The sequence below is a fragment of the Treponema primitia genome (assembly GCF_046533075.1).
GTDB lineage: Bacteria > Spirochaetota > Spirochaetia > Treponematales > Breznakiellaceae > Termitinema > Termitinema primitia_B.
Genome location: NZ_JAJQRB010000045.1, coordinates 94015 through 116575, shown reverse-complemented (window position 1 = coordinate 116575; position 22561 = coordinate 94015). Strand labels below are relative to the sequence as shown.

The following is a 22561-nucleotide window of genomic DNA, read 5'->3' as shown; positions in this document are numbered from 1 at the left end:
GAAACTCGATGTCTCTTTCTATGCCACCCATTTCCAGGCCAACCCGTATTTTATATTTTCAACAATGGAAACTCTTACCCCATATTTCCGGGCAATATCACAATTACGCATACCTTCCGCGATATCGGATTTTATCTGGCGGGCGGTTTCCTCGGTGATTTTAACGCTCCATATTTTATCACCCTTGTTTTTTTCGTGCAGCTTTTGTTTTGTTTCTTCTGAATGTCCTAATCCGTATATCCAAGGCTTATTTCCCTTATTTGCTTCACCGATCTTTCTGCGGGTTTCCTCAGTTACGATATGCCCCTTTCTCGAATCACCCATTTTTTTCCGTTGTTCAGGTGGTAGAATTTTCCCCTTGTGTACTTCTACCATATGCTTACGATATTCAGGATCGGCCCAATGTTTATTTTTTGCCTCTCTCATTTTTTGTAGTGCTTCTGGGGTGTGTTTTTGACCTTTCCTTTTTTCACCACGAATCTTTCCAACTTCTTTATTTACAACTGGCTGCCCTCCTCCGGCAGTAAGGTTATATCCATGGTTGGCATTATTTGATTTATAAAATGCTATCCAGTAGATTTCCTTTTGCTGTAAATCTTCGTGGTCATTGGCGGTGTCGATTTGTTCCCAGGAAAAAGCGTCAAGGCCATATTTACGGATGGCATAATAAAATCTGCCTCCCGCGTTATGAGTTAAGGCATCACATTTATGCCCGTTTATTCTATCCTGCAATTTTCTTGTTGTCTGTCCGATATACACTTTGCCCGTGGGTCCGGTGGCTTTATAGATTATTCCGTAGCTCATAGTTTTATCGTTGCCCAGCGATCTGCTAACGTCAATAGTCATTTTTTCTTTGGGCGCTTTTTCTTTAGGCCCATCTTTTCCGGTAGGTCGCCGCCGATTTCGGGTTCCTTGTACTTTCGTAAAAACTCGTTGATCTCTTTTTCGATGGTGGCCAAAAAGGAATAGTGTTCATCGTCGAGGATTTCCTGCATACGGAGTTTTACGGCGGGGTCAGATACGGCGGCTTCGGCGGCGAGCTGGTCGGTGATTTTGGCGCCCGTGGGGATGAGGATGGAGGTGTGGGCTGAGTAGATGCGGCCGAGGGCTACGGATACCAGGTGGCGGTCGATGAGGGCATCCCGGGCTTTTTCGTTGGCGATTTCCAGCTTTTCGGCGGCGGCGCGGAGCTTGCGGAGTTCAAGGCCTACTTTCGTATTTTTGAATTCTGCCTGCTGGGCTTTGCCTTTTTCGGCTTCGTGGTAGTCGGCGATAAACTGCTGGATGTCGGGGTTGTCGGCGGCGTAGTATTTTGTTTTTCCTTCGGTTTTCACCACGGGGATTTTTTTATCCCGGATCAGGTTTTGGGCTGATGTTTTCGAGGCGTGGGCCTGCTCGGCGATTTCGAGGGCATTGAGGAGCGGGCGCTTCTCGGCGGGGTAGTCGATGATTTTCTTGGGCATAGCTGACGCCTCCCGGCGTTATGAGGTAAGTATGACACTTTATGTGATAATGTCAAGATGAAAAAACAGGTGCGGGAAAATTTTGCGTGGTGGCGAGAGCGCGGGGCCGCGACTTAGGGCTCGTGACATACCCCACCCACCCGTACAGTACCTTGATGATCTGGGATTATTATTCCTGCGATTCTTTCTCTGCCCGGGTCATGATATCCCATGAGTCAACCATACGATACTCTTTTTTGATATCATCAAAGGCCCAGGATAACTCACTGAGCTTATGCCCCATGGCTTTGAGCTTTGATTCAGCTTCCCAATACTCATGCTCCCATTCCATTGCCCGTTCCCGGGCTTCGTCCCGGTCATGGATAGCCTGTTCCAGGGCTATGCGGGGCTTGTCCCGTGAGTCCCGCAGGGCTTCTCTGAGCTGGCGCAGATCACGGGCAGCGTGGCGGTTACGGATATATTCTTCACGGGCCTTTGGGTCAAGTAAAAAGGTGCCGGATTTACGGATTTCGGGGATTACCTCGGTAAATATCCATGTTTTGAATTTTTCCGCTTCTGGTTTCCGGGATTGAAATATCAGGCGGTAAAGGCCGGGCTCGTTGATAATGAGCATTTTTCTGTTTTGGATAGTCCCGTTGGCGGACCTGAGTGGTATAGTATACCACCCAGTTTCACTGTCCGGGAAGTTTTCAAAGGTATGTCCTGACTTTTCTAGGCCCAAAATATCGGCGGCGTCATAGGCGATAAACCACGGGTCATTGTTTTGTAATACCATCCGTACCGGAAAACTCTCAAAACCAAACGGAATAACGCTGTTTTGTAATTCATTGTTTTGTAATGAATTAACCTCATTTTCATTCATAAAAACTCCTCTGTGTGTCCCCGAAAGGACGGAATTTACTCCGCTGCATGCAACACAGAGGAGCATATAATCACTATTCAATGCGAATTTGCTAACGTCAATAGGGCGATTTACCGCTGACGGGTTTGACGAGTTTTAGGCCTATTTCCATAACTTCCTATATAACGCGCGTATATATAAAGTCTTGGAAACATAGGGTAAACCCGTCAAACCCGTCAGGATTTGGGCAAAAAAATACCCGCATTCAGTATGCAGGTACTATTTTTTATTTACATGTATATTTAATCATACATTCCCTTGGCTCTAATACCCATATACCACCACCCATTTACATCATGCACCTTATCCATCCCCTTGCTACTCATCCTCCGCCCGAAGGCTGTCGTAGTCATAGGCCGCTTTTCCCCGCTCTCATAGGCCCACTCTTTATACGCTTTATACAGATCACTCGCCTTTATCCGCGCGTCCTTGTCCCTCATGGTCATCTTTTCGTCCAAAAACTGCTGGATGATATCTTCCCCCGCTATGTAATCCTCGGTAGCCTTGTCAATAGCCGCGCATGGCGGAAACCCGGGCTTTCCCGGGGCCGCCAGGTACTTCCCTGCCTCCCGGATAATCCACGCCAGGATTTGCGGCGCCTCCCGGATGAGTTTGTCCTCCAGGGTAAAATCCTCCCGGCCAATCGCCGAAAAATTAAACGGCACAAACTTGATCCGGTCCGTCGCCGCATCCCCGGTCTCAGGCAGTGACAGCTTGTGGTTACTCGCCAGGGTTACTTTACAAGTCGGCCAAAAGGTAAACGGGTGTTGATATTTCCGCTCCGCTTCCACCGGATCCTTCCCGGTAATCTTTTTAAGCGACGACAGATTAAGTCGCCCGGGTTTTACATCGTCGGCAATCGCCAGCCGTACCCCCAAAAGCGACGCATAGGCATGTTTGACGTTTCCCGCCCGGCTGTCGTCGATTATGAGCTCATCCGGCACTGTCCGGGCGTATCCGCCAAAGATATTCGCCATGGTATGCAGCAATACCCCCTTGCCGTTCCGCCCTTTCCCGTGTAAATCCACAAAAAACGGCGCCGAAATATCCCCGGTAAGGCAATACCCGAACCACCGCATAATCCACAGGGCTAAATCAACATCCCCGCAGGTAATATCCGCCAGAAAATCAATAAAATGCGGGCATCCGTGGTCCCCGGTAGGGTTTTCCAGCTGATCAAAGTCCGGCTGGCACCCGGTCGTCCGCATAAACCGCAGCTCCGGGATACTGGCGTTATACTTCCCCGTCCTGAGGTCCACCGCCATCCCGTGGCAGTTAATCACGTACGGACTCTTGTCGTACACCTCTGCCTTGTCCATCACATGCGGCCGGAGCATCTTCTCCACATGCCGTACCCCCGGCTCCGTATTGAGCCGCTCCACAAAGCGGAAATAGTCCCGGGACTCATCGGCCCCCCGGAAGTCCCACCGTTCCCGGGCGACAATCTGTATGATTTTATTGACCACATGCTCCCCGATATCAGTCCGCCAGGTCCCGTCCTGCCCATCATACGCCGCCCATCCCAATCCCTCCACGTACCGGATAAGCCCGTCGATATACAGCGTCACCGCCTCAGTCTGCCCTTCCTCGGTGGGGTGAAACTCATACACCGATTTTTCCCGCATCTTGTCCCGGACCCGCGCCTCGATAGCCTCAAAAACCTGGGTATAGTCCGGGTCCGGCATCGTAAACCGCGCCACCTCCCGGATCTGCTTCCGCTGGATGTCGTCAATATGCGCCCCATTCCGCCGTCCCCGGATAATCCCCAGCGCCTCCGCCTCGGCTTCCGGCCGGGACATATTCCCGATATCGCTGAGGGTAGCGCAGTGGTTCTCAAACTCCGCCCGTTCCTCGGGGGTAAAGTCGTGGATGTCAGCGGCTGTCATGTATAATTCCCCTCCCTCGGGTTTTTTAACTATTCCGGTAGTGAAATAGGGCATGAAACAGCTTTTATTTTATCCCATCCCCTTTTTATTCTTTGAAAAACAATGTTATGTTTTGCCCCTAGCCTTTTTGACCAGTCGGCAGCACATAGTCGCTCGCCATTGTATTCAATAATTATAGTAGACCCCCTATTTTCCGCTTGTTGCTTCATGCCTACCCATCGACAATTTTCCGGGCAATAGTTTCCATTGCTATCAATACGATCTATTGTCATTCTTTCGTTATAACCATTTGCAAGCGCCCATTTATAAAAAATATCAACATTGCGCCATTCGCTACAAACGGTTATAGAATTATTTTGATACTCGCTGTTATGGGTAGTTAATTTTCCATGACACCTTTGAATCATACCGTTCCAAATAATATATAGCCGTTCTCTGGATTTACCATGCTTTCTGGTTATATTTATGAGATGTTCTCTCTTAACACAACCGCATGATTTTGAACCTTTCCCTAAGCTACCTTTTTCAATAACTGCCTCTTTTCCACAATCGCATTTGCAACGCCAGAATTGGTGACTATTTCTGGTAAATTCATAACAGATTGCCGTTAGTTTACCGAACCTCTTTCCGGTAATATCAATGTTAGTAGCCATTGTTCAACCTCCTAATATCTGAACGAAGTGAAATGGATTATTGCCATATCGCCAGATGGATAATCATGGAACCACGCAAGCATATCGTCAAAATTACTAAACCCATCATTTTTAGCAAAATCGATCTCGGTAGTTTGCTTTTCTAAATCTTCTATGGTGAAATTATAATATGCGCCCATAAAGTTAACGAAATGAAGTTTCTGTATCCCCACCTTCTCCAGCCGGGCGATCTCCCGCTGCTTGCTTCGGTAGGGCTTGCCTTCCCATACGCGGATTGACAGAACGCCTTCGCCACGGTTTATGGCATTTATGCGCTTTTCCCAGAAGGCATAGTTGGCGCGGATGGTGTGGCGTTTGTATACTTCCGGGAGGGGATTACCCGCTTCAATCGCCGACAGGGTTTCTGTGATGGGGATTTCAAAGCGGGGGTTTACCATGGCGACGTAGGTTTTTAGTTTCATTTCAATTCCCCATCCCGGCGGTTCCAGGCTTCGATTGCTGTTTCCCTTGCTCCATACGATTGTGTAGCGGGCTGAATTAAACACTCTGTTTTATTACAAAATAACCACCAGTATGTGTTAAGGCTTGTCCTTTCACTGCCCCACTCAGGTTTATTTCCGCAAAACGGGCAGGGCTTTAGTTTTTCTGCCATTGGTTCCTCCTTATTTCTTTTAGGCATGGATTTCCCATGCGCTTACACTTCATTTTTAATTTCTTTTTATGGTTGTATGTATAAGATGCATATTTGCAATCTAAACACCCCTTATTTCCTGTACCCGGCCCACCTGTTTTCATACAATCACCCCTTCTCTTTGAGCTTTGCTTTTTCGCCCTCTAGGATAATCCGGGCCACCTCTTCGGCGTATGGTTCATCTTGGTTGCAAACGATATATTTCTGATTCAGTTTTTTACCAGTTGATTTTTCATACTCCGTAGAAAAATTGTTTAATGCCTCATAAACCTTTAATACGGCAATGGATGACTGGAAAAATGAGTCTGGCCCTGTTTTTTCCTTTTCGTTTAATTCATCAAACCGCTTTTGATTGATGACAATAAACCTATCATTGTCCAACAATTCAATCATTTCACCCATAAATTACTCCTTTTTCTTTGAGCTTTGCTTCCAGCATATCAATGCTGTCGGCCCATATCCCTACGCTACCCTCGCGGTTTATCATGTCGATGAAGGCGGTTTGCTCCTTCGTCGGTACTTCGCCGGGCCGCTTCACTTCGATTTCCAGGCGGATACCGGGAACAGGTAATGCCCTAACGTATTCCCCTTCGTCATCCTCAAATACAAACTCTTTATAAACACTGCATACCCCCGTGATGTCGCTCATGCCTTTTTTGTTGTATCTTACGGGGCGCGGGGTTCCGTCGGCGTTTTGGTAGAAGGCTACGCCGATGTTTCTGCGCCAGGCTTTGATGTTGCGGGAGGCGAGCCAGTCGAGGCAGGCGGATTGGACGGAGTGTTCTGTCATTGGTTTTGCTCCATGTTACAAATAATTTCTTTATCATCGCATTCTTCGATATATGCAAGGTATAACTTGCGTAGTTTACAAATAGGTTTATCACTAGGCCAACCATGATCATCATTAATCCAGGCATGATACTTACAATCACTGCAATAAAACCAGTCAGGATCTTTCAAAATGGTATCCCATCGTATAAATCACAATGTGCATATCCGTGAATCCCCTTATTCATGCTTTGGATTAAGTCACATTCATATTGAATCATAGGGATAGCTTCATTATTAATTATTTTCATTGAACAATGATTACAATCCTTGCAAAAATTAGGAATCGTGTAATTATTCTTTTCTTGAAACTCAAACCGTTCACGCGCCGCCTCATGTATCGCTTCCTCGTATTCGCTCATCCTGCCGCCTCCATTTTCTGCGCTTTTATTTCGTTGGCTTTATGCCATGCCCAGCCGGGCTTATACCCGCATTGCCGGGCGATTTCATAGATCAGCGGGACATTCACTGTGTACCGGGTTGCCTCCGTAAGGTGCCAGTACACCCACATTGGTTTTCGATTTAATTCTTTGGCGATTGCCAGCAGCTCCCCGATGGGTCCGGGCCTGATTTCTCCGGATTGCAAGCCCTCCTGCGCTTCGTCAGTGGCGCGTCCTATGCGGTCCTGGTACTCCTGCTTTTCTTCGGGGAGCATGGCCGCCAGGGAAATGGGGGCTTTCTTTTCTTCGAGGGGGATGTCCACGATGACCGTTTTCCGGGGATCCTCGGCGCTTTCGGGCTTTTTGGGGCAGCCTACACAGGAGGGCTTCCAGCAGTATTCGTAATCGTTGTAGGGGCATAGCTTTGATGCGGGGGGTGTTGCCTCTTTCTGTTTTTTGTCACGGCCGTAAAATGCCCATGAGACGTGATCGGAGAAAATGAGGGGCATCCCGGCGGACTGATGAAATTGCAGGCAGTTTACATGGTCCACGATAATGCAGTCCTGTTTCCCGGGAGCGATACGCATACCACGGCCGCACATCTGGAAAAATAACGCGCGGGACTGGGTGGGGCGGAGGAAGGCGATATAGGAGAGGCGCGGGATGTCTACTCCGTAGGTGGGGAGGTCAGCGGCGGCGAGGCCCTGAATGGCGCCACGGTCGAGGGCGTCGAGGAGATCCTGGCGCTTTTTGTGGCTCATGTCTCCGGCGATGTACTCAAAATTGTAGCCGTGTTCCCGGAATTGCGCGGCGGTCTGCTCGGCTGATTTCAACGTCCGGCAAAAAATCAGGGCGGGGCGGTTTATGCCGAATCGGCGGTAGTAGTCGATGCAGCGCCCGTACACCTTGCGGGCCGTCAGGAGCTTCTCCAGCTCAGTGGCGTCCGCTTCGCCGCGGATAAACTTGAGGTCATTGATGTTGATGTCAGGCGGCGCAAAGTAGCGTACCGGGGCGAGGAAGCCGGCCTGCGTGAGGTAGGGGATTGACGGGCCGTAGATGATGGACTGGTACACATCGGAGAGGGCTTTGCCGTCGAGGCGTTCGGGGGTGGCGCTACAGCCTATGACTTTGCTGGTTTCAGGGAGGGCCGCGATGATTTCTTTTTGGGTGTCCAGGGACAGGTGCGCTTCGTCGATGAGGAGCAAGCGCGGGAAGTTTTTGATTTTGCCATCTTTTATGCGGCGCTTGACGGTTTGCATGGACACCACGTGTACCTTGTACGCCCGGCTCTCTTTGCTGCTGGCGGTGATCATGCCGTGGGGGACGTGCCACTTGGTGAGGTGGGCGCTCATCTGGGCTACAAGTTCAAGACGCGGAACGACTATCCATGCGGTGTTGTCGCGGGAGTAGGCCGATTCGATGATGGCGGCGTAGATGACGGACTTCCCGCTCCCCGTGGGGTTTTGGAGGAATACCCGGTCATGGGTGGCCAGCTCCCGGCGGGCGTCGTCGACGGAGCGTTGCTGGTAGTCACGGAGCATTACTGCGCCCCCGTGAATAATTCTGTTTGTACGCATTTTGCAATCGTGGATTCAAAAGCATGGCAGAATTCGCGCTTGCATTCAAAGCCGTAGGATTTACGGCCTAGGCATTCAGCGGCTAAAAGGGTCACCCCTGATCCGGCGCAGGGGTCTATTACCACGTCACCGGGATCGGTGAATAGTTCTATGAGGTTTCTGATAACGTGGATGCTTTTCTGGGTGGGGTGTACTTTCGGGGTTTCGGTATCCCGCTTGTATTCAAGGCAATTGAAAACCATGCGCCCGTTGTTGTTAAACTTTGGGAGTTTATCACGGTAAAACAAAACCGCATATTCGGCATTGCCCACTATACGCTGGTTCGCTTTCAAAACTTGCGGGGAGTAGTTTTTGTAAAATACCAGATTCAGATAATGGGGTAATCCATGCTCTTTACCAAACTGTATAAGTTCAAATTGCTGTTCAAATTCGCAAAATACAATCATGCAAGGCGATTTCCCGGTCTCTTTTGGTTCGGGCCTGAGCATACGGGTAGCAAACATAAAAAAGTTATACACGTTGAAGTTTTCGTCTCCACGGAAAAAACTTTTATTGGCAAGTTTCGATTCACCGTTTTCCCGGTCGCCGCCTTCGTACCACTGCGGGCTTGACGCATAGGCATTGTTGCCCACGTTATACGGGATGTCGGCAATGATGAGCTGCGCCTTAGGGATGTTGTACTGCTTCACATTTTCCATGTGATCGTTTATCAACATCACTTCTGTGCCGCCTCGACACCACGGCTGCGGAGGGCTGCGAGCATCCTACTCACCGATTTGTCCACGAAGTCAGGGCGGGTGTCGATGTACGGGCAGGGGCCGCTCTGGCATGAGATGGGGCCTGTGATGTCGAGGCAGTCATGGCAGCGGTCGGGATTTACCGCCATTTTTCCGGGAGTCCCTGGTCCAGGATGTTTACTCTGAGGAGGCTGTGCTTCCGCTCCGGCGGGGGCGCCTTCCGCTTCGCCGGGCGTTTGCCGTTCAGCCATGCTTTCAGGGCCTCCGCTTCGGGCGAGATAGTCTTTTTTGATGGCGTCCCAGTAGGCTTGGCGGTGCTTTTCGTATGACGAGACTTCTTCGGGATTTCGGGCGTCGATATATCGGTAGGTTCCAATACCTGCTTCCTCGGACGTCCCCTCGGCCTTTTCAGCTCCGCCGCTTCGGGCGAGATAGGCTTCGCGGTACGCTTCGCGCCATTCCGCTTCCGTGGCAAGACGGAAGGCTGATTCAGGGGGTTGAATTCCCGTGCTGGGGGGGATTCGGTGATGGTTAGCCCTTTTATACTTTTTTTGCCTTTTAGTACCCGGTGAATTTCCCATACTCCTATGCTCCTGTCAGTGATATAGCTCGCTTTTTCCGCTGCGACGGTCATGTTTTTGCAGTACACGCCGTTGACGTAGCACGCTCGCGCCCGGCGGTTTATCGGTCCCTGTCTGTTCAAGCCCCCTCCCTAATCACGGTCAATCCTCAAGGATGTCAATCATTTTTCGTCCCCGTGCGATATGTTCACCGTACAGTATTTCTGTTGCCATGAGCTTTACTACTTTTCCGGCGGCGTTTGATATTGCATCAGCATCAGCTCGGGCGTCTTGTCCGCCCCCGTTATCAATAGATTCAATGGAACGCATTAAAACGCTGTAAAGGTATTTCTTTTTACCCCGTACATCATCCAAACCTACCGCTTCTTTGCCTTTAATCACCGCGATTTCCTTAGCCATTTATTGCCTCCTTTTTGGCTTTTCTTAATCTCCTTACAAGGAGAATGTGCGCTGTTTTTATTTCAAGTAAATCTTCCGGGGGATTTTTTATCCCCCATTTTCTAAATTCCTTTTTTGCCATCCACCGGGCATAATACTCAGGATTATTTTTAAAATACTCTGCGTTCCGTACTATTACCTTTTCTCGGTTTTTTGCATAACAACGTTTGTAACCCTTACTCTTTGTTTCAAGTTTTTCCTCTTTGGTTTTTTTAAGTTCACATTGACCGTTATAAAGAGAAATTGTTTTATTCAGAGATATTAACCGTTTTCTTAAACGAAGAATTTCCTTTTCCCGTATTTCATCCTTATGTTCTTCAACATATATTCTGTGCTTTTCCCTAGCAGTAGCATTTTTCTTTTCCCTTCTTATATTTCGCTTTTCCGCATAAATATCAGGGTTATCTATGTAATGTTCTTTCATATCTTTTAAAATATTATCTCTATTGATTTCGTAGTATTTTTGATAATATTTACTGGCACACTCCTTACAATGTGAGGTTAAACCATCCTTACTTGCACTTTTTTTGTTGAACTCTGATTCATCTTTCAGTTCACCACATTTACTGCACCGTTTCACAATCTCCCCCTCGAAAAACCGCACTTGGCGGCCTACCCACGGATCGGGATGGCTTTTCTTCAACGGAGCCCAGCCAGTGTCTTTCCCTCTCCGCTCTCGTTGCGCATGGGCCGTAACACCATTGCGCCGTTTTTGGGCCTGCGCTTTATAGGACTGGCTGCCATTGGATTGCCAGTATCGCGTATGCTCACCACCTGCATTTGTTTGTTTTTCGGGAGGCCGCACTTACGCCGCCTTGTACCCCTGGCACTTATTTATGCAGGAACATTCACCTATGGGGATGGCAGGACTCGACCCTGCACGGTTTATTCCGCCCGCCGGGAGGCCTCCCGGTGTGTCTACCATTCCACCACATCCCCATATGCCCGTCTCTCCGGGCTGTCAAGCCTGATTCCCTGCTATTGTTCCTCGGCTTTCTTGCAACGCAATTACTGCAACAGGTTTGCGACCTCGCTTATCCGGATTCGCTTGGCAACCCATAAATACCCGGACGGGAAATATACGGGGCCGCCGAGTTGAACGGCTTATCCTTTGCCCCATACCAAAAAAATTACCTGTCTCCCCGTATAGGCTACCTCCTAATGATATTTCGCCCCGCATACGCTGGGGCGGTAAGGCTATATACCCATTCTTTCTTTAAGGGAGATTACTTTATCACGCTGTTCAGGCGTCAGACTTCTGCTCATCATGCTTGAAAAAATATCCCCTATGGGCCTTATACTTCCGTCTTCGTTATGGGTATCTTCCCATGCCATTACTGTTTTTTCAGACAGAACTAATACCTCTAATGCCTTTGTAGTAGCATCTTCCGCACTGATACTGTTGTCATGAGCGACGATGTTTCCGGCTATGCCGATAATGCAATTAAACGCGTCTACTGCTTTGATGTTCATTAAAACAAATCCTCTTTAGTGGGCTTCCCGAGGGTTACTTCTACGGGCTTCTCTTCCGCGCTCTCAGGCAGCTTGGCGGCGTCGGTGGACAGCGTAGCGGCGAGGTCATCGGCGCTGGTGCCTTTGAGGGGCGGCTCGGTTACGTCGCGGGGCTCGGCTTCCTCCTCTTCGCCTTCGAGATACGGGATGCCGCCCAGTTCATCGGAGAAGCATAGACGGAAGGCTTGTCCTATCGCCACTTTTTTTGTCATGAAGCGGGGCTGTTTTTTCCAGAAGCGATTGGGGGAACCGTCTTTTGTGGTTTGCACTACTTCTGAATACCACACCTCATGCACAAACGGTACTTTCCGATCCTTCCGGTGGATTTCAACGATTGCCTTTAAGCCGCTAGGCCCTTCCCCTTCGGTCCATGCTTTCCATCCGTCGAGGGCTCCGGTACGTTCGGCGCGTTTGATGAAAACTTCGTACCCGGTGATGATGGCGCATTGGCGGCTATCCCCGGAACCGTAAACGGAAATGTAGATTTCCCGCTTGAAGGGGTTCAGGCCGAACTCCCGGGCGATGTTGATAAACATCTTTTTTTCTGTCGGTAACAGGGATTTTGTTGTCCCCGTTGCATCCAGATATTCGATGATTTTTTCTTCGGTGATTTCCTCACCCCTGATGGCGATTGCCCCGCCTTGGCTTCCGTTACTCATATAATGCCTCCTATAATTTCCGGTTGCCCGGTTTAGTCGCTAGATTGCCAAATCCTGATCTTCGATGATCGTTCCCGTGCCATGCCCGGCGGTAAAATAGCCGTTCGCCCCTACGCCGCAAATCTGGTGGGAAATGTAATCGCACAGGTGTATGTGAAAATAGCATTTCTCACAGTTGGGCAATGTGGGCGCGTCTATTTTGTTGGCAGAAAAATAAACGCTGAATTCAAATGTTGCTTTCATTTTTCAAAGCCCTCCTTTCTATCCCGCTTCTGGCGGAGGCGTTCTTTTTTGCTCATGCGCTCTTTTTTGGCGTGGAACCGTACGGGCTGTCCGTAGTTGTGGTGGACGGTTACCATGCGCGATTCCGGTTTATCAAGACTTTTTCCGTATTCCATAATTAGCTCCTGTTAATCAAACAATTCTGGATTATTTTTCCGCGCTTCCTCATGCTTCCATGCAGTGAGGATTGCGTCCACTTCACTTTCAAGCCGCTTTGATTCGGCGAGAAACTTTTCCTTTTCAATGGTGTATGACCTGGACTTAAAATACTTTTTCTGTGTATCCCGCATTTCAGCTACTTTTTCGCGGAATAGTTCATCATCTGTTTTTGGCATTGCTAACTCCTGAAACCTGAATTGCGGCTGTACTGGCCTAGTTTTTTGCCGTCGGCGGAGCGGAAAATTATTTTTTCGCATGACTCTTCGTCAACAACGGCGTCTATCTTTCGCGCTTTGCCGAGGATGTCCATTTTCAGCACCTCTCGGCGCTTTGCCCCCTGTCCGCTTTTACCGATTTCTTTTCCGATGAGGTCGTACTCGGACCACCAGCGGGTAAGCTCTTCGTCGCATACGATGGTGCCGACGGGTTTGACAAAGAGGCGCTGGATGTCGGCGTAGTTTTGCGGTTCGGGGGGGATGCCGGGGATTACGTAGCGGGTCCAGAAATCGCGGTAGCGTTCTACCATTGACTGCTGGACATCGGGCTTGGCGAGGATGCGGTAGGTATGGAAAAAGCCCATCATATAAAGTGTATCTGCCCATAATTGTGGCCTTACATGGATGTCCATATCTTCGTGTACTAAAAAATATGAGCGAGAACCATCTTTGTTTAATGAGTCTAAAATTTCCCACCCCATCTTTTCCCATGCTTCCGGGGTTTCGGGGAAGCAGAGCAAAAATAGTTTTGCTTCCTCTTTCCCGGACAACATGAGGTTATGCTGGAGCTGTACCTGGTAGTATTCAGGGATTCTATCGGTCCCCGGCGTTCCCCATGATTCGCGGAACATAAAACTGCTGGTGGTTTTTGCTTCGTATACCGAGTCATCGGAAAAAATGCCGTCAACGTGGCAGCTTGTTATGGGGCCTAAGCCTTTGATTTCCATTTCAAACAGCTTTTCCCGGTCGCCGATTTTCAATCCCGTTTCCCGTTCTGACAGTTCTACTATCGCGCTTTCAAAGGCCAAGCCGAACCGGGTCGCGGCGGTGTCGGTATGCTCCGGGAGGGTGTAGCCGTGGGCGTCGTTCCAGCCCGGGTGAAGATCTTCCATGATTTGCTGGAAGGTTTGCAGGGGCGTTGCAAAGGGGGAATGCCCCAGTATTGAGGCGGCGCGTGAACCGCTTATGTTGCGGGGGGTGCTACCCATTGGATGCCTCCAGTTCTTCGCGGGCTTGGGCTTGGTGTGCACCCATGGCTATGTTTATGAATTTGATTCGGTCGGCCAATAGGGTTAATGCGTCATTAACAAGCAAAAGCATGCTTTCAAAACCGCCTTCATCGTCGTCCACAAAAATAGCGGGTTTCGCTCCTGCTAAAATCCTGTCGCGGATATGCTCCGCTGTTGACAATTCTCCGTACAATTCGCAGATTTCCTGCGCGGTTTTTTCGGTTATCATACTTCCTCCTCGAAGTGAAAATGCAGGGATCGCAGGTCGTCGGCGGTCCAGTTGCGGTCCAGCAGGAAATTGATGGCTTCGTTTACCGATTCAAACTCGGCTACGGCGCCGTCGTCGCCTATGAGAAACTGGTCGTCTATCCGGGAAACTTTATAGGGCATGGGGAGCCTCCGGGAATTGCGGCAACGGTTGCCAATGGGTAACGGGAAAATTGCCAAATCCATTGGCGTTGCTCCAAAAAACAAGATCTATCTGATTCCATTGAGCACAGTACACAAGAAATTGTTTTCCTAGCGGGCAATCGTATTCATCTTCCTTCACTTCTGGCTGTTTATCCGCGAGGCTTATCCACGCGCTTGCCCTCGCATCCGGGTAATCAACCAGGCGGTAGATGATGCTCTTGCCGTCGGTGCGGTTATTGGCGGCGCAGTTCGCAACAGGGCATTCTTTGTCCAAAAAGTAGCAATCCTCATTGCCTATATGGCATGATCCGCTCAGTGTTTCTATTGCAACAAGCGCTTTGCCGATTGGTAGTTCCATTTACTTCCCCCGCTTCCATTGCCAGTAGTGTTTGTGGTTGTAAATCCACCGGGCGAGTAATCCTGCGGCGCCTACGATGAGGCACACCGCTGAGATGATGCCGAGGGCTTTCATATGCGGCTCCGTATGGCGAGGCCTAAGCGGATCAGGGGGCGGAAGCGGAGGCGCTCGCCGGCTTCGATGATTGCGGTGGCCCTGCGCCAGATAAAGGGGCGGATAAGTTCCACCGGGCGAAGGGAGCGTTCAAAGTGGATAGGCAGGAAGGCCCATTTTCTTTTGCTGCCCCTAAAAAAGAAATAGGGTTCGTCGCTTCCATCGTAAATCACCTTAGAAACAGGGTGATACTTCTGATCAATTCTCCATTCGTCTTTGTGGTTCAGGGGCAATGATTTCGACCGGACCCAGTCGCCTACCCGGAGGATCTTCTCCTGTTCTTTCCGCGTTAATTCATCCATGCTTTTTCTCCTTATATTCCCGGAGCATTTTTTGCAGTTCCTCGATGAACCGCCTGAGCTCCGTTAGTTCCTTTGCAAATATCCGCATCTGTTCCTCGATGCGCCCGGCGTCCGCGTCAGTCATCGTCGCCCTCATCGCCCCGGCAGGCCTGGCATACGCCCTGGTGGTCAAAGCCCCCGCAGTCGGCGCACAGCTCGCGGCCGCACAGCTCGCATTCTCCGGCGCCGTCGTCGTAGGACCCGTCGATGCCTTCGTCCTTTATCTCGCCGTCGGGGCGCTGCCATTCGACATGGACGCCCTCGAAGATCACACAGCCGCAGATGGCGCAATGGCGGATTACCTTTTGGCGGCGGTGGACGGATTGCCTTATCGCGGACACGGAGTACCCCTCGACCGGGGAATTAAATCATTCATGGCAGCTTCTTTTTTGCCGATAAAAAAATATGGACAATAAAACAGAATCTGAAAAATATGCCGAACTGAACGTATTTATTGACTCCGCGCCCGTTAAGCCCGAAAAGAAAGAGCAATTTCGCGCCGCCGTCCTTGAGTTTGTTAAAGTCAACGGCTTCCCGCCTTACTCTGATCCGGCGATGACGATTCGTTTTCAGGGGCTGGCGGCAACTCTCCTGTAAGGGTGTAGAGGGTCCACGCCGCAAGCCAAGTTTTTAAGGTATTCATTCTGCCACTGCCGGGGTCTGGGTTTTTTTGAGGTATTCATCCAGGCCCAGTTCTAGGAGCTTTTCAGACGCCCTTCCCATCGAGGTCTCCATTTCCGCCGCTATCGCCCTTACCCGTTTTTTGGTATTTCGGGGAAGGTGGACCGCCATGTACTCATACTTGGGTTTTTGCTTTGCTTTCATGATTTTATAATATGACAAGTGTCAGATTATGTCAAGTAAAATATAAAGTTTTTAATTTTTTTATTTACAAAAAACCGATACTATAGTATAAAGAGGTGATTATGCCAAAAAGAACCAGAAATCCTTCTAATCCAAGTTCAAGCGCCTATGTACGCCTCGATGATGTTCTAATCGCAAGAATAGAGGCTGCTAGGATACAGGGGACCCATGCCGAAGATTCAGACGGTACTTTTTTAGGATATCTTATCAAAATAGGCATAAATGTATACGAGAAGCAGATTCTTGCTGCCGAGCGTGGGGAATTGCCAATATCTGGATCTGATTTGGCAAAGATCGATGTGGAGGAAGCCAAGACAGACGATATTCGCAAGTCCTCTTAGCCCATGACCAGCCGTCCATCTCGGGCGGATCTCGGGGAATTGGGGAGTGTATGCCGGGGGTAGTGGGTTTTGTGGGGCCGCATAATAGCGGGCGCGAGGTTTACCGGGGAGGGAAGGTTCTGGAGTTTCCGAAATAGGGGGGGGGGATTATGGCGGATTATATTTTTAAAATTGCGGGGTCGGCTAAGGAACCGTATGAGGTGTCCGTCACCCTCTCGCCCCTGGTCGTTACCTGCTCATGCCCTGCGGCGGCGTTTGGGTCGGTCTGTAAACACCGGACCCAGCTGCTGCTGGGGAAAAATCCTGGTATTACCGACGGCGATGTTTCTGTATTGCCCGCTATCGCCCAGGGCGCCGCTGCTGCCGGGTTTCCGCCGCTTTTTAAGCGGTACGAAGCGGTGAAGGCGGATCGGGCGGATAGTACCAAAAAACTGGAAAATTTATTTAAGGGATACAAAGAGGAACGGCTCAGGCGATATCTGGGGGAGCTGAAAACTGAGCGCCAGGTCGAGAAAGCCCGGGATATCCTGGAAAGCGCCATTGACGAAGCGGGGCCGATTGAGGCTGAGTTTCAGGGCGCCCTGGCGGAATTACGAAAAATATTGATATAGGGGAATGGCCATGGTAAATAAAAAGAAGGATAAAACCCTCATGTTTTTAGTGGGGATTACTGTAGCATTAAGTACAATATCTTGTGTTGCCAAAGAGGGCGGAGCAAACCCTGCTCAAACTACTGAGGTTTCCCAGGAAACGCCGTCCCCTAAGCCACGCCCGGAGGATGATCCGGCCTATACCGGGGTATGGAGGGTACGGCAATATGTGGATGAATTCGGCGATAAGACAGACGATAAGTATATTGGCTTACGGGAAAAGATAAGCGGGAAGTTTAGTAATATATTAACAAAAGATGGCGATCTCGGCGTGTCATTTTTGATTGATGATGACAGCGTGGGAATAGAATTTTATCTTAATTATTTTGGAGAGTCGGACGATCCAGAGGACCTCATTTTATTTGATCCTGCCACGATAACGGTACGGGACAAGGACGGAACCGATCATAAATTCAGAGGAAGGGTCCCCAACATGACTGGAACACGGCTGTATGTATCGCCCTATGAGGATTTGATTGACATATTAAAATCGGGTGGAAAGATCCGTTTTTCCGTGAGAACTGAAGTAGTACTGCTTACCAGTTTGATATTGATAACGCCGATTACTTTGACCGGGCCTACTCCCAGCTATGACCCAACCCCCTGAACTAGCCCAGCGTATCAATGCGGCCATGCTTACTGCGGCGCCGCCGGAGCTGCTGCATAGCCCGGTATTTAAGGAGTACTACCGTCGGCTCGTGGATGAGATCCGCGCTATCGTGGAGGCGTACCCAGATGAGCCGGAAAAAATAAAATAAAAAATACTTGACAGAATCAATATTGTTGAGTATATTTACCGTACCAAAAAAATTACCTGTCTCCCCGTATAGGCGGAGACAAAATGCGGAAATTATCTTTTATTGCTCTCATCGCTGCACTCGCGGTGGTGTCGTGTGAATACCCTACTTATATAAGCTACACCTTTCCCAGCAGCATCGAAGAAAATCTAGAAGAAACGGAATCATCGCCGTCCGACAGTGCTCCTAACGAAGCTGCGCCAATCATGGCAGACCGAGATATGGACAATGGCCCCAACTCCGATTCTGAATCTATCCCCGCGCCCTCGCTCGATCAACCGGTGGCGGAGGAACCAGATCTGGAGCCAGAATCCGACCAGTCCCCGATAGAAACCCATCGCCCTCACCGTCACCGCCTGCGAAACCCAGATCCGGCCGCAGTCCCTGAACCCATCCCTGAACCTGTGACCGACCCGCTGCCAGACCCCGATCCGGGCCCCGAGCCCATACCCGAACCTGACCCACCCGGGGAGCTGGTGGCGACCATCGGGGATGTGCGGTACTACCTGGACAGCGGCACCCTGTATGCCGAGCGGGAACTGATTACGCCCCTGGCGGCAGCCGGGCAGGAGTACTACTTCCGCGACGCCGGGAAGCTCTACCGGGTGGCGTCGGCCGCCGTAAACTGGGGCCCGGGCGATGTGCGGTACTACCTCGATTTATCGGAAGTCACCCTCGGCCCGGGGTCCAGCCGGGCGGTGTCGTTTATCGCTGAGGCGGAGCGCGCCGGGGCCAGCTCGCCAGTGTTTACCGTGCGCCCTGATGGGCTTATCAACGCGCCGCCTGCGGTGTACCGGGTATCCCCCGGCGGGTTTGTGGAGGTGGTGGAGTGATACTTGAATTTATTGAACGTCATTATAAATCGCTGTACATCCTCGCCCTGATTTTATCCCTACAGGTTCCTTCGCACCTCATAAATATTGTGAAGGTAAGTAAAAAGGAGAAAAAGCATGATTGACATACCCATAGGCAAGGCGTTGATAGCGGTGGACATAGGGTGCAAGGGTTTTTGTGATGAATGCGACATACTCGAAATTAAAACCGACAGAGGGGATTGCCCTATGCTTTGCGAGTATTGGCGAAGGGATGATGGTAAAAACGTTGTTTTCCGCCTGGTGGACTATCCTACTTCCACAGCCGCGAAAGGAGGGTGACCATATAATGCTCAAAAATATAATCACTCCCAAACCAAGCCCGCACCCGCTCCGCCGTCTCGGCCCGCCAATCGAACCGACGGGGCCGAATAGGCTTGGTGAAATCTTGCAGAATCGCTACGTCAGGCGGATTCCCGTTTTTCTTTTCCTTTACCTGATACAGGCCCCGCCGGAATCCACCGCCGGAAAGAATCACGCGCCCGTCCCCGCCCTGAGAACGGAACACCATATTGATAGCAGCCTGCACCCGCGACCCCTCGGGAAGACCCGTGAGATCTTCGGAATCAACCTTCACGTGCCCAGCCTTCCCGCCCATCCGGGCCTTGGGTTTCGCTTGCGAGGTCATGGAACCGCCCCGGGCATTAAGCCCGATCAGCCGATGCTCCCGGCCCCCGGTATCAATATCAGCCTTCCCTCCCATCTGCTCAATCCACCCCGTAAAGGCCCCGTGAGTGGAATCCCCCTCGATGTACTCAGATCCGGCAATCGATTCTTGATCGCCCGGCTTCTGCGAGGGGTTAGCCTTTTGCACTTTGAACCGCGAAGCGACGAAGGATTTATTGCGGACCGTGAGGTGCTTGTCGATCACCCCCGGCGCGATCTCCTTAAAGGCAAATGCCATGTCATTAAGCAGCCGAGCCGTCATTTTTTGCGTCTCAGCCGGGAACATCCGAAACGCCGTGTCCAGTTTGTCCGTATCAATATCAGCGCGAAACATATCAAGAGGCATGGATGACCTCCGTTTCAGTCCACATAATCGCACGCCTTGGGCAGAGCCGTTCTGCCAGGGCCACCGCACAGGGACTATGGCACGGGACGCACCATATCGTTTTCTTCACCCCATCGGTGTACAAAATATCTTTATATACACGCCACGAACAATCAATACACAACATAGCCCAATCGTACCCCCGCGCCCTGCTAACGTCCAGAGCCGGTAAACCACAAGGAGAAAATCATGGAAGATAAACAGTTTTACACCTACCAGGAATTCGCCGACATCATCGGCGCCCATAAGGCAACGGTCCAGCGGTGGGCATTGACCGGGAAGATAAAGGTCAAGCATTTTGGGGAAAAAATAGTCCGCATCCCCGCCTCGGAATTGGAATGCGTCCAGGAAGCGCCGTCCGTAACGAAACCATAACTTTCGATCTAATATTGACACTTTGCGCATACTGTCGTATACTATCATCAAGTAGCATAAATCATTATTCCACATAGAGATATGCTACTTGATGATAGTATATGTTCCTGTGCGTTTCATGGCAGAATTTGCCTCCGGAGCTGAAGGTGGCACGTTCGAGTCGTGTATCTCTCAAAGCGAAAAGGGCTGTCCACTGGGTGGATGGCCTTTTCTTTGCTCAAAAATGACCCATAGGAATACCGGCGGCTTGATGTATTTCTGGATATGGAGCTTCGTGAGAAAACCCATGACTTGATTGAACGGATTAGAACGATTTCTGGGCAAAGGGGGGCATCATTCTACTCCCAAAGCTTTGTATACCGCATCTTCCGCGCTTTGGTAGAAAATAAGATTAAACCTACCCACTAACTCGGCAGGGACTGTTCCTAAATCCTGAGCTGAGGTTATTGGCAATAACACCTTTTTGGCTCCGCTGTCAATACAAACTTGTAAAGTATTTGCCAGTTCTTCAACCTTTATCAAAGTCCCCCCAATGCTGAGGTCCCCTAAAACAACGGTGCTGGTCAATAATGGCTTACCTAAAGCAACTGAACAAATAGCAATAAGCGAAGGCAGGGTAAGATGGGAACTCATTCCTACACCGTTGAGGTCTTGAATATGAAGCAAATAATCCTTTGTAGTGAGGCTTATACTCTGACTTATATTTTTGGCATTGGCCTTTAGATAACTAAAAGCAGAATCTACGGCTTCTTTTGCTTTGCTATCCGATCCAATGCCGGTTCGTTCAAATTTTCCACTTCCGGTGGTCATCTGCATTTCAATCTTGTATATACCAATCATTCCGGTCTTACAGTGAGAAATAGTATAAAGGTGCCCCGGTTTTCCTATGCCATCAGGTATAAGTTTACCACTGCTTTGTTCCGGTACCGGGACATATTCCTCGGCAAAGGATTCATTGTCTGTATATGAGAAATTAACATCATAGAACTCCATACCGCCGATTTTTTTGAGTTGCTCTTTCACCCGGCGTCTGACCTCAAGGGCGAATCGAAGAATTTTTTCGACATTTTCTTTGGTGAACTTGCCATTTGGATATATAAGCTTGATTAACCCTGACACGGTTTTTTTAACAGCGATAACATCACGCTGGTTTAAATCCCTGCCAAGTTTGAAATATTTATCATAAGCATCCGAGTAAGATGTTTTACGGAGTTCTCTGATGATTTCAGAAAGGTAGTCAGTGATAAAGCCATAATCATTGGTAAAAAACTCAGGATGATATTTAGGTATCTCCCAGCCGGGGAGGTAACAGTGCATACGGTCAAGAAAAGCGCTGTCGTTAGCCATTGCTTCCGGGAAGGGTTCAAAAAGATGGGAAGTTTTAAGGATAACATCCACGCTTTGATTGATATTACCAACAAAAGCAAATGAGGCATTGGCGTTCTTTTCTTCTTTCCCACGGGCAAAAGAACCGGATGCCATATAATCTTTCATTATCTGAACGCCGTCTTTATCCTTAAAGTTAATACCCGCCACTTCATCAAATGCTACGCAGTCCCAAAGTCCCACAAGGCCAACGGCACGGCTGGCCATGTTATAGAAAAGATTTGCCACCGTTGTTTGTCCACCGGAAACAAGGATACTATTCGGACTAATTTCCTTATAAATATGGGATTTACCTGTTCCACGGGGGCCAAGTTCACAAAGGTTATAATTATTTTCTACAAGGGGAATTAGACGGGCTAGATGAAGCCATTTTACCCGGTCATCAAATTGGGAAGGCTCCATGCCGGTGCTGCGGAGTATAAGTTCTATCCATTCTTCATCGGTAAAGTTATCCCTGGCTGCTTTTAATTCATCAATGTCTATATGCGGCATTTGTATTGGAGTAAGTTTTGTGATCTTAAAAGGGATAGATGTTTTATCAGCCTCATCATAATAATATTCCATTTGGATAATACACCAAATACCACCGCAGAGAAGGCGTTCAAAAGCCTTTACATAGTTATCTACCATGGGAACATTCTTTATCCCAAGATTTGAAAATTCCGTTTCATAGGTATCTGTCTTATAGTTCAGCTTGACTGAAATATGATCAATTACCGTAAAACTGCCCAATTCCCTTAAACGTGATATTATCTTCTGGGCTTCGTCAGGCCGAACAAAATTTTCAGATAGTATTTTTTTTACATTCTGAATACCGGCATCTATTTCATCTTCATTTCGGGAAGAACAATACATCCCCAGGAGGTATTCCAGTACATAGACCGGCACATTGGCCCCTTCTTTTATTTTTTTTGTAAGGTCCTTGCGAACAATTTTACCGGAAAATATGGAAAACAGCTTGTCGGTGTAGTCCGCACTATCACTCATCTA

Annotated in this window: 38 protein-coding genes and 1 tRNA gene; 8 read left to right on the top strand and 31 right to left on the bottom strand. The window is 49.4% G+C overall.

Annotated features, from left to right (window positions below):
* Positions 1–18: 18 nt before the first annotated feature.
* From LQZ19_RS08645 to LQZ19_RS08510, 28 genes are all read right to left on the bottom strand, one after another.
* Positions 19–846, bottom strand: a complete 828-nt coding sequence (locus tag LQZ19_RS08645; RefSeq protein ID WP_411047269.1) for an NUMOD3 domain-containing DNA-binding protein — start codon at positions 844–846, stop codon at positions 19–21.
* Complete coding sequence (locus tag LQZ19_RS08640) at positions 843–1463, bottom strand: hypothetical protein (protein WP_411047268.1); 621 nt, start codon at positions 1461–1463, stop codon at positions 843–845. The genes LQZ19_RS08645 and LQZ19_RS08640 overlap by 4 nt, the downstream gene beginning before the upstream one ends.
* Positions 1464–1632: 169 nt before the next feature.
* Entirely contained in the window at positions 1633–2325 is a 693-nt protein-coding gene (locus LQZ19_RS08635; protein WP_411047267.1) for a BRO-N domain-containing protein, read from the bottom strand.
* A gap of 281 nt (positions 2326–2606) precedes the next feature.
* The gene (locus tag LQZ19_RS08630; protein ID WP_411047266.1) at positions 2607–4250 is read right to left on the bottom strand and encodes a DNA primase family protein; all 1644 of its coding nucleotides are present in this window, start codon (positions 4248–4250) and stop codon (positions 2607–2609) included.
* Between the two features lie 29 nt (positions 4251–4279).
* Complete coding sequence (locus LQZ19_RS08625) at positions 4280–4903, bottom strand: hypothetical protein (protein ID WP_411047265.1); 624 nt, start codon at positions 4901–4903, stop codon at positions 4280–4282.
* 11 nt (positions 4904–4914) lie between these two features.
* Entirely contained in the window at positions 4915–5364 is a 450-nt protein-coding gene (locus tag LQZ19_RS08620; RefSeq protein ID WP_411047264.1) for a hypothetical protein, read from the bottom strand.
* Positions 5361–5555: a Lar family restriction alleviation protein gene (locus LQZ19_RS08615; protein WP_411047263.1), complete on the bottom strand. Its 195-nt coding sequence runs from the start codon at positions 5553–5555 to the stop codon at positions 5361–5363. The genes LQZ19_RS08620 and LQZ19_RS08615 overlap by 4 nt, the downstream gene beginning before the upstream one ends.
* 147 nt (positions 5556–5702) lie before the next feature.
* Complete coding sequence (locus LQZ19_RS08610; RefSeq protein WP_411047262.1) at positions 5703–5996, bottom strand: hypothetical protein; 294 nt, start codon at positions 5994–5996, stop codon at positions 5703–5705.
* Positions 5989–6384, bottom strand: coding sequence for a hypothetical protein (locus LQZ19_RS08605; RefSeq protein ID WP_411047261.1), 396 nt, complete (start codon positions 6382–6384; stop codon positions 5989–5991). Before LQZ19_RS08605 ends, LQZ19_RS08610 begins: the two co-directional genes overlap by 8 nt.
* 166 nt (positions 6385–6550) lie before the next feature.
* Positions 6551–6784 (bottom strand): hypothetical protein, encoded by a 234-nt coding sequence (locus LQZ19_RS08600; protein WP_411047260.1) that lies wholly within the window; start codon positions 6782–6784, stop codon positions 6551–6553.
* Positions 6781–8379: a DEAD/DEAH box helicase gene (locus LQZ19_RS08595; RefSeq protein WP_411047259.1), complete on the bottom strand. Its 1599-nt coding sequence runs from the start codon at positions 8377–8379 to the stop codon at positions 6781–6783. The genes LQZ19_RS08600 and LQZ19_RS08595 overlap by 4 nt, the downstream gene beginning before the upstream one ends.
* Entirely contained in the window at positions 8343–9095 is a 753-nt protein-coding gene (locus LQZ19_RS08590; protein WP_411047347.1) for a DNA-methyltransferase, read from the bottom strand. Before LQZ19_RS08590 ends, LQZ19_RS08595 begins: the two co-directional genes overlap by 37 nt.
* Positions 9095–9697, bottom strand: coding sequence for a hypothetical protein (locus LQZ19_RS08585; protein ID WP_411047258.1), 603 nt, complete (start codon positions 9695–9697; stop codon positions 9095–9097). The genes LQZ19_RS08590 and LQZ19_RS08585 overlap by 1 nt, the downstream gene beginning before the upstream one ends.
* Positions 9698–9838: 141 nt before the next feature.
* Positions 9839–10096, bottom strand: a complete 258-nt coding sequence (locus LQZ19_RS08580) for a hypothetical protein (protein WP_411047257.1) — start codon at positions 10094–10096, stop codon at positions 9839–9841.
* The gene (locus LQZ19_RS08575; RefSeq protein ID WP_411047256.1) at positions 10089–10940 is read right to left on the bottom strand and encodes a hypothetical protein; all 852 of its coding nucleotides are present in this window, start codon (positions 10938–10940) and stop codon (positions 10089–10091) included. Before LQZ19_RS08575 ends, LQZ19_RS08580 begins: the two co-directional genes overlap by 8 nt.
* A gap of 50 nt (positions 10941–10990) precedes the next feature.
* Positions 10991–11074 (bottom strand) — tRNA-Arg (locus LQZ19_RS08570).
* A gap of 258 nt (positions 11075–11332) precedes the next feature.
* The gene (locus tag LQZ19_RS08565; RefSeq protein WP_411047255.1) at positions 11333–11608 is read right to left on the bottom strand and encodes a hypothetical protein; all 276 of its coding nucleotides are present in this window, start codon (positions 11606–11608) and stop codon (positions 11333–11335) included.
* On the bottom strand, positions 11608–12306 hold the full coding sequence (locus tag LQZ19_RS08560; RefSeq protein WP_411047254.1) for a RecT family recombinase: 699 nt from the start codon (positions 12304–12306) through the stop codon (positions 11608–11610). Before LQZ19_RS08560 ends, LQZ19_RS08565 begins: the two co-directional genes overlap by 1 nt.
* Before the next feature lie 39 nt (positions 12307–12345).
* Positions 12346–12549 (bottom strand): hypothetical protein, encoded by a 204-nt coding sequence (locus LQZ19_RS08555; RefSeq protein WP_411047253.1) that lies wholly within the window; start codon positions 12547–12549, stop codon positions 12346–12348.
* On the bottom strand, positions 12546–12704 hold the full coding sequence (locus tag LQZ19_RS08550) for a hypothetical protein (protein ID WP_411047252.1): 159 nt from the start codon (positions 12702–12704) through the stop codon (positions 12546–12548). Before LQZ19_RS08550 ends, LQZ19_RS08555 begins: the two co-directional genes overlap by 4 nt.
* A 12-nt stretch (positions 12705–12716) precedes the next feature.
* Positions 12717–12923 (bottom strand): hypothetical protein, encoded by a 207-nt coding sequence (locus LQZ19_RS08545; RefSeq protein ID WP_411047251.1) that lies wholly within the window; start codon positions 12921–12923, stop codon positions 12717–12719.
* Positions 12924–12925: 2 nt separating this feature from the next.
* Positions 12926–13951, bottom strand: a complete 1026-nt coding sequence (locus LQZ19_RS08540; protein WP_411047250.1) for a YqaJ viral recombinase family protein — start codon at positions 13949–13951, stop codon at positions 12926–12928.
* Positions 13944–14201 carry a hypothetical protein gene (locus LQZ19_RS08535; protein ID WP_411047249.1) on the bottom strand — a complete coding sequence of 86 codons (258 nt, stop codon included), beginning with the start codon at positions 14199–14201 and terminating at the stop codon, positions 13944–13946. Before LQZ19_RS08535 ends, LQZ19_RS08540 begins: the two co-directional genes overlap by 8 nt.
* Positions 14198–14362 (bottom strand): hypothetical protein, encoded by a 165-nt coding sequence (locus LQZ19_RS08530; RefSeq protein WP_411047248.1) that lies wholly within the window; start codon positions 14360–14362, stop codon positions 14198–14200. Before LQZ19_RS08530 ends, LQZ19_RS08535 begins: the two co-directional genes overlap by 4 nt.
* Complete coding sequence (locus LQZ19_RS08525; protein ID WP_411047247.1) at positions 14352–14741, bottom strand: DUF551 domain-containing protein; 390 nt, start codon at positions 14739–14741, stop codon at positions 14352–14354. The genes LQZ19_RS08530 and LQZ19_RS08525 overlap by 11 nt, the downstream gene beginning before the upstream one ends.
* A 110-nt stretch (positions 14742–14851) precedes the next feature.
* Complete coding sequence (locus LQZ19_RS08520) at positions 14852–15196, bottom strand: hypothetical protein (protein WP_411047246.1); 345 nt, start codon at positions 15194–15196, stop codon at positions 14852–14854.
* Positions 15189–15320, bottom strand: a complete 132-nt coding sequence (locus tag LQZ19_RS08515; protein WP_411047245.1) for a hypothetical protein — start codon at positions 15318–15320, stop codon at positions 15189–15191. Before LQZ19_RS08515 ends, LQZ19_RS08520 begins: the two co-directional genes overlap by 8 nt.
* On the bottom strand, positions 15313–15576 hold the full coding sequence (locus LQZ19_RS08510; protein WP_411047244.1) for a hypothetical protein: 264 nt from the start codon (positions 15574–15576) through the stop codon (positions 15313–15315). Before LQZ19_RS08510 ends, LQZ19_RS08515 begins: the two co-directional genes overlap by 8 nt.
* A gap of 64 nt (positions 15577–15640) precedes the next feature.
* Here LQZ19_RS08510 and LQZ19_RS08505 point away from each other — a divergent pair, with 64 nt between their 5' ends.
* Positions 15641–15832, top strand: coding sequence for a hypothetical protein (locus LQZ19_RS08505; protein ID WP_411047243.1), 192 nt, complete (start codon positions 15641–15643; stop codon positions 15830–15832).
* Between the two features lie 42 nt (positions 15833–15874).
* Here the strand turns inward: LQZ19_RS08505 and LQZ19_RS08500 are convergent, their stop codons facing one another.
* The gene (locus LQZ19_RS08500) at positions 15875–16060 is read right to left on the bottom strand and encodes a hypothetical protein (protein WP_411047242.1); all 186 of its coding nucleotides are present in this window, start codon (positions 16058–16060) and stop codon (positions 15875–15877) included.
* A gap of 101 nt (positions 16061–16161) precedes the next feature.
* Between LQZ19_RS08500 and LQZ19_RS08495 the strand changes: the two genes are divergently transcribed.
* From LQZ19_RS08495 to LQZ19_RS08470, 6 genes are all read left to right on the top strand, one after another.
* Positions 16162–16440, top strand: coding sequence for a hypothetical protein (locus LQZ19_RS08495; RefSeq protein ID WP_411047241.1), 279 nt, complete (start codon positions 16162–16164; stop codon positions 16438–16440).
* Between the two features lie 149 nt (positions 16441–16589).
* The gene (locus tag LQZ19_RS08490; RefSeq protein ID WP_411047240.1) at positions 16590–17051 is read left to right on the top strand and encodes a hypothetical protein; all 462 of its coding nucleotides are present in this window, start codon (positions 16590–16592) and stop codon (positions 17049–17051) included.
* A 10-nt stretch (positions 17052–17061) separates the two neighbouring features.
* Positions 17062–17697 (top strand): hypothetical protein, encoded by a 636-nt coding sequence (locus tag LQZ19_RS08485; protein WP_411047239.1) that lies wholly within the window; start codon positions 17062–17064, stop codon positions 17695–17697.
* Entirely contained in the window at positions 17681–17848 is a 168-nt protein-coding gene (locus LQZ19_RS08480) for a hypothetical protein (RefSeq protein WP_411047238.1), read from the top strand. Before LQZ19_RS08485 ends, LQZ19_RS08480 begins: the two co-directional genes overlap by 17 nt.
* 515 nt (positions 17849–18363) lie before the next feature.
* A complete protein-coding gene (locus LQZ19_RS08475) occupies positions 18364–18720 on the top strand; it encodes a hypothetical protein (protein WP_411047237.1) in 357 nt (118 codons plus the stop codon).
* A 117-nt stretch (positions 18721–18837) separates the two neighbouring features.
* On the top strand, positions 18838–19041 hold the full coding sequence (locus LQZ19_RS08470) for a hypothetical protein (RefSeq protein WP_411047236.1): 204 nt from the start codon (positions 18838–18840) through the stop codon (positions 19039–19041).
* Here LQZ19_RS08470 and LQZ19_RS08465 read toward each other — a convergent pair.
* On the bottom strand, positions 19013–19771 hold the full coding sequence (locus LQZ19_RS08465; RefSeq protein ID WP_411047235.1) for a hypothetical protein: 759 nt from the start codon (positions 19769–19771) through the stop codon (positions 19013–19015). The genes LQZ19_RS08470 and LQZ19_RS08465 overlap by 29 nt on opposite strands.
* A 228-nt stretch (positions 19772–19999) precedes the next feature.
* On the opposite strand from LQZ19_RS08465, the gene LQZ19_RS08460 reads away from it, so the two are divergent.
* A complete protein-coding gene (locus LQZ19_RS08460; RefSeq protein ID WP_411047234.1) occupies positions 20000–20185 on the top strand; it encodes a helix-turn-helix domain-containing protein in 186 nt (61 codons plus the stop codon).
* Between the two features lie 333 nt (positions 20186–20518).
* Here LQZ19_RS08460 and brxL read toward each other — a convergent pair whose 3' ends face one another.
* Positions 20519–22558, bottom strand: coding sequence for a protease Lon-related BREX system protein BrxL (gene brxL, locus LQZ19_RS08455; RefSeq protein WP_411047233.1), 2040 nt, complete (start codon positions 22556–22558; stop codon positions 20519–20521).
* Positions 22559–22561 lie beyond the last annotated feature (3 nt).

Bases quoted from the DNA above. Each gene is read 5' to 3' on its own strand.
- LQZ19_RS08645 (WP_411047269.1), bottom strand. From the start codon at position 846: ATGACTATTGACGTTAGCAGATCGCTGGGCAACGATAAAACTATGAGC.
- LQZ19_RS08640 (WP_411047268.1), bottom strand. From the start codon at position 1,463: ATGCCCAAGAAAATCATCGACTACCCCGCCGAGAAGCGCCCGCTCCTC.
- LQZ19_RS08635 (WP_411047267.1), bottom strand. From the start codon at position 2,325: ATGAATGAAAATGAGGTTAATTCATTACAAAACAATGAATTACAAAAC.
- LQZ19_RS08630 (WP_411047266.1), bottom strand. From the start codon at position 4,250: ATGACAGCCGCTGACATCCACGACTTTACCCCCGAGGAACGGGCGGAG.
- LQZ19_RS08625 (WP_411047265.1), bottom strand. From the start codon at position 4,903: ATGGCTACTAACATTGATATTACCGGAAAGAGGTTCGGTAAACTAACG.
- LQZ19_RS08620 (WP_411047264.1), bottom strand. From the start codon at position 5,364: ATGAAACTAAAAACCTACGTCGCCATGGTAAACCCCCGCTTTGAAATC.
- LQZ19_RS08615 (WP_411047263.1), bottom strand. From the start codon at position 5,555: ATGGCAGAAAAACTAAAGCCCTGCCCGTTTTGCGGAAATAAACCTGAG.
- LQZ19_RS08610 (WP_411047262.1), bottom strand. From the start codon at position 5,996: ATGGGTGAAATGATTGAATTGTTGGACAATGATAGGTTTATTGTCATC.
- LQZ19_RS08605 (WP_411047261.1), bottom strand. From the start codon at position 6,384: ATGACAGAACACTCCGTCCAATCCGCCTGCCTCGACTGGCTCGCCTCC.
- LQZ19_RS08600 (WP_411047260.1), bottom strand. From the start codon at position 6,784: ATGAGCGAATACGAGGAAGCGATACATGAGGCGGCGCGTGAACGGTTT.
- LQZ19_RS08595 (WP_411047259.1), bottom strand. From the start codon at position 8,379: ATGCGTACAAACAGAATTATTCACGGGGGCGCAGTAATGCTCCGTGAC.
- LQZ19_RS08590 (WP_411047347.1), bottom strand. From the start codon at position 9,095: ATGTTGATAAACGATCACATGGAAAATGTGAAGCAGTACAACATCCCT.
- LQZ19_RS08585 (WP_411047258.1), bottom strand. From the start codon at position 9,697: ATGGGAAATTCACCGGGTACTAAAAGGCAAAAAAAGTATAAAAGGGCT.
- LQZ19_RS08580 (WP_411047257.1), bottom strand. From the start codon at position 10,096: ATGGCTAAGGAAATCGCGGTGATTAAAGGCAAAGAAGCGGTAGGTTTG.
- LQZ19_RS08565 (WP_411047255.1), bottom strand. From the start codon at position 11,608: ATGAACATCAAAGCAGTAGACGCGTTTAATTGCATTATCGGCATAGCC.
- LQZ19_RS08560 (WP_411047254.1), bottom strand. From the start codon at position 12,306: ATGAGTAACGGAAGCCAAGGCGGGGCAATCGCCATCAGGGGTGAGGAA.
- LQZ19_RS08555 (WP_411047253.1), bottom strand. From the start codon at position 12,549: ATGAAAGCAACATTTGAATTCAGCGTTTATTTTTCTGCCAACAAAATA.
- LQZ19_RS08550 (WP_411047252.1), bottom strand. From the start codon at position 12,704: ATGGAATACGGAAAAAGTCTTGATAAACCGGAATCGCGCATGGTAACC.
- LQZ19_RS08545 (WP_411047251.1), bottom strand. From the start codon at position 12,923: ATGCCAAAAACAGATGATGAACTATTCCGCGAAAAAGTAGCTGAAATG.
- LQZ19_RS08540 (WP_411047250.1), bottom strand. From the start codon at position 13,951: ATGGGTAGCACCCCCCGCAACATAAGCGGTTCACGCGCCGCCTCAATA.
- LQZ19_RS08535 (WP_411047249.1), bottom strand. From the start codon at position 14,201: ATGATAACCGAAAAAACCGCGCAGGAAATCTGCGAATTGTACGGAGAA.
- LQZ19_RS08530 (WP_411047248.1), bottom strand. From the start codon at position 14,362: ATGCCCTATAAAGTTTCCCGGATAGACGACCAGTTTCTCATAGGCGAC.
- LQZ19_RS08525 (WP_411047247.1), bottom strand. From the start codon at position 14,741: ATGGAACTACCAATCGGCAAAGCGCTTGTTGCAATAGAAACACTGAGC.
- LQZ19_RS08520 (WP_411047246.1), bottom strand. From the start codon at position 15,196: ATGGATGAATTAACGCGGAAAGAACAGGAGAAGATCCTCCGGGTAGGC.
- LQZ19_RS08515 (WP_411047245.1), bottom strand. From the start codon at position 15,320: ATGACTGACGCGGACGCCGGGCGCATCGAGGAACAGATGCGGATATTT.
- LQZ19_RS08505 (WP_411047243.1), top strand. From the start codon at position 15,641: ATGGACAATAAAACAGAATCTGAAAAATATGCCGAACTGAACGTATTT.
- LQZ19_RS08500 (WP_411047242.1), bottom strand. From the start codon at position 16,060: ATGAAAGCAAAGCAAAAACCCAAGTATGAGTACATGGCGGTCCACCTT.
- LQZ19_RS08495 (WP_411047241.1), top strand. From the start codon at position 16,162: ATGCCAAAAAGAACCAGAAATCCTTCTAATCCAAGTTCAAGCGCCTAT.
- LQZ19_RS08490 (WP_411047240.1), top strand. From the start codon at position 16,590: ATGGCGGATTATATTTTTAAAATTGCGGGGTCGGCTAAGGAACCGTAT.
- LQZ19_RS08485 (WP_411047239.1), top strand. From the start codon at position 17,062: ATGGTAAATAAAAAGAAGGATAAAACCCTCATGTTTTTAGTGGGGATT.
- LQZ19_RS08480 (WP_411047238.1), top strand. From the start codon at position 17,681: ATGACCCAACCCCCTGAACTAGCCCAGCGTATCAATGCGGCCATGCTT.
- LQZ19_RS08470 (WP_411047236.1), top strand. From the start codon at position 18,838: ATGATTGACATACCCATAGGCAAGGCGTTGATAGCGGTGGACATAGGG.
- LQZ19_RS08465 (WP_411047235.1), bottom strand. From the start codon at position 19,771: ATGCCTCTTGATATGTTTCGCGCTGATATTGATACGGACAAACTGGAC.
- LQZ19_RS08460 (WP_411047234.1), top strand. From the start codon at position 20,000: ATGGAAGATAAACAGTTTTACACCTACCAGGAATTCGCCGACATCATC.
- brxL (WP_411047233.1), bottom strand. From the start codon at position 22,558: ATGAGTGATAGTGCGGACTACACCGACAAGCTGTTTTCCATATTTTCC.